The following is an 8,054-nucleotide window of genomic DNA, read 5'->3' as shown; positions in this document are numbered from 1 at the left end:
TCGATGCCGACGTCCGGCTGATGGCGCTCGGCGAGATCCTGGGCCATATCGCGGACGATGTCGTCGGATCCGAGGACCGGTTCGGTTTCGCAACGAATGCCGTGCCGTGGAGTGCCACCGATTTCCTGCCCGCAATTGAGCGCGAGGACGAGGCGGCCGCCGTTGGGCTGCTGCGCGCGGCGCTGGCGCAGCCGGCCTGGCCGGACGATTTTGCTGGCGCCCTGTTCGGTGTGGGATTGCAGCACTATGCCGATTTCGGCCATACCATGATCTATGTCGCACAGGCGCTCCGCCTGATCGATCGGCTGGGCCGGGAGGTTGCCGGACCGGTGCTGCTGTCCCTGGTCCGCTCGCTGGTCTATGCCCGGCGCGAAGATCTGTTGCCCGAGTTCCGGGACTACCGATCGCGGCTGGATGCCTGGTGGGCGTCGGCCGACAATGCGCCGGCGCTTGATGCTGCGGCGCTCCGGCGGATCAGCGCGAAGCAGGCGATGGCGATCACGGCCGCCTGGGGTCCGATCCACCGGCCGGAAGCGATCTTCGCCGTGCTGGTCGAGGCGGCCGCCTGGCAGATGCTCCACGCCGACGAACCGTTCTTCGAAAGCCCGGACCAGAAACTGTCGGAAAACGTCGACTGGCTCGATTTCACCCATGCCCTGACCTTCGCCGCCGCCGGACTCGATGCCGTTCGGGCCGACGCGTCGCTTTGGCCGGCCCTGCTGCTGCAACTCGCCTGCTTCATCGGACGCAACGGGCGCTACGTCGATCCCGTCCAGGAGACCGGGCGCTGGCAGGTGCGCGACGTACCGTCCTTCCGCGATCAGGCGATCGATCGGATCGTCCACCACAGCCAAGGGCGCTTCATCCATTCCGCCCATCTGGCCAAGACCCTGTTCGCCGCGATCGAACTGGCCGAGGCCACACCCGGCGCGGCGCAGACGGTGCTGGCTGCGACCAATCGCTTCCTGCAAGCCCCGCTGCGCGGCCGCTCCCCATTGCGCACCGCGCGGCAGATGATCGGATTCGTGGCGGAGGAGTAGAACGGCCGCGCTAGAAACCAGCCTCGCGCGTCTGTCGGACCGTCGGGATCACGACGCTCGTGGTCGATGTCATGAGCGTTCCTCGGTGTTACCCGGCATCACCTCATCACGACAGGTCGTCGAACGAAAACGGGCGGCGAGATGTCTCGCCGCCCGCCTGTCAGCCCATCTATCGGTGCGGGTTCAGACCCTGCCGTGGCAATGCTTGAACTTCTTGCCCGAGCCGCAGGGGCAGGGTGCGTTGCGCGACAGGCGCTGGCCGGGGTCGCGCGTCGCCAGGTTGCCGGCGACCCGGTCCTCGCCGCTCGCCATGGCGATGCCCGCTTCTTCCATCTCCTCGGCGTCGAACGCAGGATGGAGCGCCGTGATGTTGCGGGGCATCTGCGGTTGCGGTACCGCCTGGGGTTCCGCCATGCGCAGCTCGACATGGGCCAGCACGCGGGTGACCGTGGCGCGCAGGCCGCCCAGCATCTCGGAGAACAGCTCGAACGCTTCGCGCTTATATTCGTTCAGCGGATCCTGCTGGGCATAGGCCCTGAGATTGATGCCCTGGCGCAGATGGTCGAGCGCCAGAAGATGTTCCTTCCAGGTCTGGTCGAGCAGCTGCAGCAGCAGGCTCTTCTCGACCATGCGCATGGTGTCGGCGCCGTAGGCCAGTTCCTTCGCGGCCATCTTTTCCTCGAGCGCCTGGCTCAGCCGCTCGCGGATCGCCTCGTCGGCGATGCCCTCTTCCTTCGCCCAGTCGGCGACCGGCAGATCGAGGCCACCGATGTTCAGCATCTCGGCATGGAGGCCCGCGACATCCCACTGTTCGGCATAGGCGTTGGGCGGGATCGCCGCCGCGACCAGGGTCTCTATCGTCTCGTGGCGCATGTCGGTCACGGTCGACTGCACGTCGGCCGAGTTCATGATTTCCTTGCGCTGCTCATAGACGACCTTGCGCTGGTCGTTCATGACGTCGTCGTACTTCAGGATGTGCTTGCGCATGTCGAAGTTGCGCGCTTCGACCTTCTGCTGGGCCTTTTCCAGCGCCTTGTTCATCCAGGGATGGACGATCGCCTCGCCCTCCTTGATGCCGAAGCGCTGCAGCCAGGCGTCCATGCGCTCGGAACCGAAGATGCGCATCAGATCGTCCTCGAGCGAGACGAAGAACGCGGAGGCACCGGGATCGCCCTGGCGGCCGGAGCGGCCGCGCAGCTGGTTGTCGATACGGCGGCTCTCGTGCCGCTCGCTGCCCATGACGAACAGGCCGCCGGCGTCACGGGCGATCTGGGCGTCGACCTTGATCTCGGCCCGGATCGCCTCGATCCGCGCCGCGCGCTCCGCCTCGTCGGTGATCTCCGCCAGTTCCTGGCGCACGCGCATCTCGAGGTTGCCGCCCAGCTGGATGTCGGTGCCGCGGCCGGCCATGTTGGTGGCGATCGTCACCGAGCCGGGCCGGCCGGCCTGGGCAACGATGCTTGCTTCCATCTCATGGTAGCGCGCGTTCAGCACCTTGTGCGGAACGCCGGCTTCCTTGAGGAAGGTTGACAGCGCCTCGGACTTCTCGATCGAGACGGTGCCGACCAGCACCGGCTGGTTGCGCTTGAAGCATTCCTCGACCTTGACCTTGATCGCCGCGAACTTCTCTCGTTCGGTGCGATAGACCTCGTCGTCGGAATCCTTGCGCTGCACCGGCTTGTTGGTCGGGATCTCGATGACTTCGAGCTTGTAGATGTCGGCGAACTCGCCGGCCTCGGTCATCGCCGTGCCGGTCATGCCGGCCAGCTTCGGATAGAGCCGGAAATAATTCTGGAACGTGATCGAGGCGAGCGTCTGGTTCTCGTTCTGGATCTCGACGTGTTCCTTGGCCTCCAGCGCCTGGTGCAGGCCCTCGGAATAGCGCCGGCCCTCCATCATGCGGCCGGTGAACTCGTCGATGATGATGACCTTGTCGTCCTTGACGATATAGTCGACGTCGCGCGTGAAGATCTTGTGGGCGCGCAGCGCTTGGTTCACGTGATGGACCAGCGAGACGTTGTGGATGTCGTAGAGCGTGCCCTCGACCAGCAGGCCGGCTTCGCGCAGCAGGGCTTCGATATGCTCGACGCCGGCCTCGGTCAGCGTGACCGTGCGCTGCTTCTCGTCCTTCTCGAAATCCTCGGCGGTCAGGCCGGGGATCAGCCGGTTGACGCTGGTATAGAGTTCGGAATTGTCCTCGGTCGGGCCGGAGATGATGAGCGGCGTGCGCGCCTCGTCGATCAGGATCGAGTCGACCTCGTCGACGATCGCATAATGGAACGGGCGCTGGACCATCTCTTCCAGCCGGAACTTCATGTTGTCGCGCAGATAGTCGAAGCCGAACTCGTTGTTCGTGCCGTAGGTGATGTCGCTGCCGTAGGCGTTGCGGCGCTCGACATCGTCGAGGTCGTGCAGGATCACGCCGACCGTGAGGCCAAGGAAACGGTAGACGTTGCCCATCCAGTCCGCGTCGCGGCTGGCCAGGTAGTCGTTGACCGTGACGACGTGCACGCCCTTGCCGGCGAGCGCATTCAGATAGACGGCGAGCGTACCGACGAGGGTCTTGCCTTCGCCGGTCTTCATCTCGGCGATCATGCCCTTGTGCAGCACTATGCCGCCCAGCAGCTGGACGTCGTACGGCCGCTGGCCCAGCACGCGCTTGGCCGCCTCGCGTACGGTGGCGAACGCCTCGACCAGGATGTCGTCCAGGGTTTCGCCCTGGGCGAGCCTGTCCTTGAACATCTGGGTGCGCGCCGTGAGGCCCGCGTCGTCGAGGGCCGCGAGCTCGGTTTCGAGCTGGTTGATCGCGACGACCTGGGCGGAGAACCCTTTCAGAAACCGGTCGTTGGCCGAACCAAATAGCCGCCGGGCGAGGGCACCGAGCATCCAAACCTCGAAAGATGGGGGTCCCGGAACGTGAGGTTCCAGGGAAGGCCATGACATAGGGACAACGTCCGCCGAAGTCAATCGCGCGGGACCGCGTACAGCCCCGGTTGCAGCGTCATGTCGCGGCGGCCCGGCACCGTTCGGTGAAATAATTTGCTACAGCGGCGCGCTTGTGGCCGCCCGCGTCTTGTGATTAATGGCCCGGCATCGTCATGAGTCGGTCTTTCGAGTCCGTGCGGCCATGCGGCTGCCGATCGTCGACCCCGGCCCCACCCCAAGGAACAGCTATGTCCCTGAACCTGTCGTCGTCCCGCCCGTTGCGGTCGTTGGTGCTTGCGCTGGCCCTTGCGGCGCCGCTCGCCGCCCACGCGGCCGACGCGCCCCAGCTGCAGCTGGCGCCCAGCGCCACCGACGACCCGGTCGTCGCCAAGATCAACGGCACCGAGGTCCATAAGTCGGACCTGCTCGCCGCCCAGAAGCAACTGCCGCCGCAGTACCAGCAGGTTCCGCTCGAGGCGATCTATCCGCAGCTGCTGGAGCAGGTCGTCAACAACGACCTGCTGATTGGCGCCGCCAAGGACGCCAAGCTCGACAATGATCCGGAAGTGAAGGACAAGCTCGCCAAGCTGCAGGAGCGGGTGGTCGAGCAGGTCTACATCGACCGGATACTGGCCAAGGCGACCAGCGACGATGCCCTGAAGGCCCGATATCAGAAGAGCATCAAGGACGTGCCGGCCCAGGAAGAGATCCACGGCTACCAGATCCTGCTGAAGGAAGAGGCCGACGCCAAGGCGGTCATCGTCCAGCTCGACAAGGGTGCCGATTTCGCCAAGCTCGCCAACGAAAAGAACCCGAACAAGGATTCCAACGGCGGCGACCTCGGCTATTTCACCAAGGACGCCATGCCGCCGGAATTCGGCGAGGCCGCCTTCGCGCTGAAGAAGGGCGCCTACACCAAGACCCCGGTGAAGACCCAGTTCGGCTGGCACGTCATCAAGATCGTCGATCGCCGCCCTGCCGCCCCGCCGTCCTTCGACGATTCCAAGGAAAAGCTGGAGAGCGAGGCCCAGCGCGATACCATCGACACCAAGATCGCCGAGCTCCGCGGCAAGGCCAAGGTCGAGGAGTTCAATCTCGATGGCACGCCGTTCAGCGCCCAGCTGAAGACGCCGCCGGCCGCCGCCGCTCCGGCCAAGGCTGCCGCCCCGGCCAAGAAGTAAGTCGAAACGTCACGAACGATCCTGCCGCCGGGCCTATCCAACCGGCGTGCGGATCGGGTAAGACGCGGGGTGCGCTGGTCTGGTCCGGTCGCACCCCGTTTCGTTTCGAGCCTCCCCGAACGAAGGATGTCCCGCCCCATGTCGATCGCCGTTTCGCCGCTGGCGCCCGCCGCATTCCCGACCCTGACGCCGATCGCGGGCGTCCGGCTTGCCGCCGGCAATTGCGGCATCCGCTACAAGGGGCGACCGGACCTGATGGTGGCGCTGCTGGATCCGGGCTCGACCATCGCCGGCGTGTTCACCCGGTCGAAGACGCCGGGCGCCCCGGTCGTGTGGTGCCGCGAGGTGCTGCCCCACGGCAAGGCGCGGGTCATCGTGGTCAATTCGGGCAATTCCAACGTCTTCACCGGCAAGGCCGGCCGCAAGATCGTCGAGCAGACCGCCGAGGCCGCGGCCAAGGCCGCCGGCTGCAAGGTCGAGGAGGTCTACATCTCGTCGACGGGTGTCATCGGCGAGGTGCCGCCGGGCGAGAAGATCATCAACGCCCTGCCGGGCCTGATCGCCGAGGTCGCCGAGGATCGCTGGTCCGAGGCCGCCGCCGCGATCATGACGACCGACACCTTCGCCAAGGGGGCGACCGCGACCGCGCTCATCGATGGCGTGCCGGTCACCATCAATGGTTTCGTCAAGGGATCGGGCATGATCGCCCCGGATATGGCGACCATGCTGGGCTATGTCTTCACCGACGCCAAGCTGCCGGCCGACGTGCTGCAGGAGCTGCTGTCCGGCGGCACGAACAAGTCGTTCAACGCCACCACGGTCGATGGCGACACCTCGACCTCCGACACGGTGCTACTGGTCGCGACCGGCAAGGCCGACCATCACAAGATCCACAAGGCGAGCGACCCGAAGCTGAAGGATTTCAAGCGCAAGCTGGAAGCCCTGCTGATCGACCTCGCCCAGCAGATCGTGCGCGACGGCGAGGGTGCGGAGAAGTTCGTCGAGATCCGCGTCACCGGCGCCACCGGCAAGAAGGCGGCCCAGCGCATCGGCCTCGCCATCGGCAATTCGCCGCTGGTCAAGACGGCGCTTGCGGCCGGCGACGCCAATTGGGGCCGCATCGTCATGGCGGTCGGCAAATCCGGTGAGAAGGTCGATCGCGACACGCTGTCGATCTCGGTCGGCGGCATCATGATCGCGACCGAGGGCGGCCCGGTGCCGGGGTATGACGAGGCGCCGGTATCCCGGCACATGGCCGGCCGCGAGATCCTGATCGAGGTCGACATCGGGCTCGGCAAGGGCAAGGCCACGGTCTGGACCTGCGACCTCACCCACCGCTACATCGACATCAACGGCAGCTATCGCTCTTGAGTACGGCGTTACCCATCATCCTGGTCTCCGCCGTGGCGCTGGTCGATACGGACGGGCGGGTGCTGCTCGCCCGCCGCCCGCCCGGCAAGACCATGGCCGGCCTGTGGGAGTTCCCCGGCGGCAAGGTCGAGCCGGGCGAGACGCCGGAGGCGGCGCTGATCCGGGAGCTGAAGGAAGAGCTGGGCATCGACACCAGGGAAAGCTGCCTCGCCCCCTTCACCTTCGCCAGCCACGCCTACGAGAAGTTCCACCTGCTGATGCCGCTCTACGTCTGCCGCCGCTGGACCGGCACGATCACGGCGCAGGAAGGCCAGGAACTGACCTGGGCCCGCCCGGCCCGGCTCGGCGACTACGAAATGCCGCCGGCCGACAAGCCGCTGGTGGCCATGCTGCGCGACCTTCTGTAGCGTCAGACCGGCGCGGCGATCGCTTCCAGGCGGGGCTTCGCCAGCGCCAGGTAATCTTCCGTCCGGATCGCGATCGACCGATCGAGCCGCGCGGCATTGAAGAAGATCTCGTCGTGAGCCTGCAGTGCCGGATCGGCGATCAGGACCAGGTCCGGGTGAAACGCGAAGGGCAGCACGGTTCCGGCCGCGCTGCCGGCGAGCCGCTCGGCGACCTCGGTCGCGGCGAAGCCCACGTAGGTCGCGCCCATGATCGCCCGGATCCGCCCGACATCGACGCGGGCGTTGCCCGGCACGACGGCCAGCACGAAGAGGGTGGTCTTCTTGCCCAGCTTCACGATCAGGATGATGCATTTCGCGGCGGCGGCCGTGGAATGCCCGCGCAGCGCGCTGACCTTGTCGGTCTGCCCTTCCGGAGCATGATCGAGCACCCGGTAGCGGGCATTGTTGTGGTCGAGCAGTGCGACGAGCTTTTCGAAGGTCTCGGTCATCGGGATTTCTCGGCTTTCCTCGTTCTTCGGCGATCATATCTATATTTCGTTGATTGGCAAAGTCACGAAATATGATCTTCGCCGGCCGGGAAGCCGTAGGATGCCGTCCTTTCGCGAACATGAGCGGCTGCGATTGCGGATTTCCGGATTGACGGGCTCCCCCGTTTGGCGAAGCCTCGGCGCAGTCGAGAACTCGGGAGGATTCGACATGACCTCGGACCAGCTGCGGCCGGGACTGCGGCATACGCAGGCGATCATGGTCAGCGAGGCGATGACCGTTCCGGCTTTCGCCGGTGTTTTCGCCAGCTTCGGCGGCATGCCGCCCGTCCTCGCCACCGCCTTCCTGGTCGGCTTCATGGAATGGGCCTGCATCGAAGCCCTGCGCCCCCATATCCCCGATCATCAGCACACGCTGGGCACCCATGTCGACGTCAGCCATAGCGCCGCCACGCCCGTCGGGATGACGATCACGGCCGAGGTCGAGCTGATCGCGATCGAAGGTCGGCGCCTGCGCTTCCGGATCGAATGCCGCGACGAGGTGGAAATCATCGGCAGCGGATTCCACGAACGGGCCATTGTCGACGGCGAGAAGTTCCTGGCGCGCGTGGGGCGCAAGGGGAGTCGGGAGGGCCGGTCGTAACC

At 66.0% G+C, this 8,054-nt stretch carries 7 protein-coding genes; 5 read left to right on the top strand and 2 right to left on the bottom strand.

The genetic code is table 11. The annotated features are described in order from the left end of the window. Positions 1-1,040 (top strand): hypothetical protein (locus VGV37_RS11680; protein ID WP_326879844.1); only part of this gene is annotated, 1,040 nt, incomplete at its 5' end. Between the two features lie 183 nt (positions 1,041-1,223). Here the strand turns inward: VGV37_RS11680 and secA are convergent. After that, the gene (gene secA / locus VGV37_RS11675) at positions 1,224-3,926 is read right to left on the bottom strand and encodes a preprotein translocase subunit SecA (protein WP_326879843.1); all 2,703 of its coding nucleotides are present in this window, start codon (positions 3,924-3,926) and stop codon (positions 1,224-1,226) included. Positions 3,927-4,213: 287 nt separating this feature from the next. Here secA and VGV37_RS11670 point away from each other — a divergent pair, with 287 nt between their 5' ends. From VGV37_RS11670 to mutT, 3 genes are all read left to right on the top strand, one after another. After that, entirely contained in the window at positions 4,214-5,146 is a 933-nt protein-coding gene (locus tag VGV37_RS11670) for a peptidylprolyl isomerase (RefSeq protein WP_326879842.1), read from the top strand. 138 nt (positions 5,147-5,284) lie between these two features. Continuing rightward, on the top strand, positions 5,285-6,517 hold the full coding sequence (gene argJ / locus VGV37_RS11665; RefSeq protein ID WP_326879841.1) for a bifunctional glutamate N-acetyltransferase/amino-acid acetyltransferase ArgJ: 1,233 nt from the start codon (positions 5,285-5,287) through the stop codon (positions 6,515-6,517). After that, entirely contained in the window at positions 6,514-6,924 is a 411-nt protein-coding gene (gene mutT / locus VGV37_RS11660; RefSeq protein ID WP_326879840.1) for an 8-oxo-dGTP diphosphatase MutT, read from the top strand. Before argJ ends, mutT begins: the two co-directional genes overlap by 4 nt. A 2-nt stretch (positions 6,925-6,926) precedes the next feature. Here mutT and VGV37_RS11655 read toward each other — a convergent pair whose 3' ends face one another. Beyond that, positions 6,927-7,412 carry a YbaK/EbsC family protein gene (locus tag VGV37_RS11655; protein WP_326879839.1) on the bottom strand — a complete coding sequence of 162 codons (486 nt, stop codon included), beginning with the start codon at positions 7,410-7,412 and terminating at the stop codon, positions 6,927-6,929. A gap of 100 nt (positions 7,413-7,512) precedes the next feature. Between VGV37_RS11655 and VGV37_RS11650 the strand changes: the two genes are divergently transcribed. Further along, positions 7,513-8,052 carry a thioesterase family protein gene (locus VGV37_RS11650; protein WP_326879838.1) on the top strand — a complete coding sequence of 180 codons (540 nt, stop codon included), beginning with the start codon at positions 7,513-7,515 and terminating at the stop codon, positions 8,050-8,052. The last annotated feature ends 2 nt before the right edge of the window (positions 8,053-8,054 follow it).

Origin of the sequence: Aliidongia sp. (assembly GCF_035943795.1) — a bacterium.
Taxonomy (GTDB): domain Bacteria; phylum Pseudomonadota; class Alphaproteobacteria; order ATCC43930; family CGMCC-115725; genus Aliidongia.
Note: the sequence above shows the minus strand (reverse complement) of the source record. Positions and strands in the feature narration are given on the sequence as shown.

Coding starts and splice junctions, on each gene's coding strand:
- secA (WP_326879843.1), bottom strand. CDS start 3,926: ATGCTCGGTGCCCTCGCCCGGCGGCTATTTGGTTCGGCCAACGACCGG.
- VGV37_RS11655 (WP_326879839.1), bottom strand. CDS start 7,412: ATGACCGAGACCTTCGAAAAGCTCGTCGCACTGCTCGACCACAACAAT.
- VGV37_RS11650 (WP_326879838.1), top strand. CDS start 7,513: ATGCCGTCCTTTCGCGAACATGAGCGGCTGCGATTGCGGATTTCCGGA.
- VGV37_RS11670 (WP_326879842.1), top strand. CDS start 4,214: ATGTCCCTGAACCTGTCGTCGTCCCGCCCGTTGCGGTCGTTGGTGCTT.
- argJ (WP_326879841.1), top strand. CDS start 5,285: ATGTCGATCGCCGTTTCGCCGCTGGCGCCCGCCGCATTCCCGACCCTG.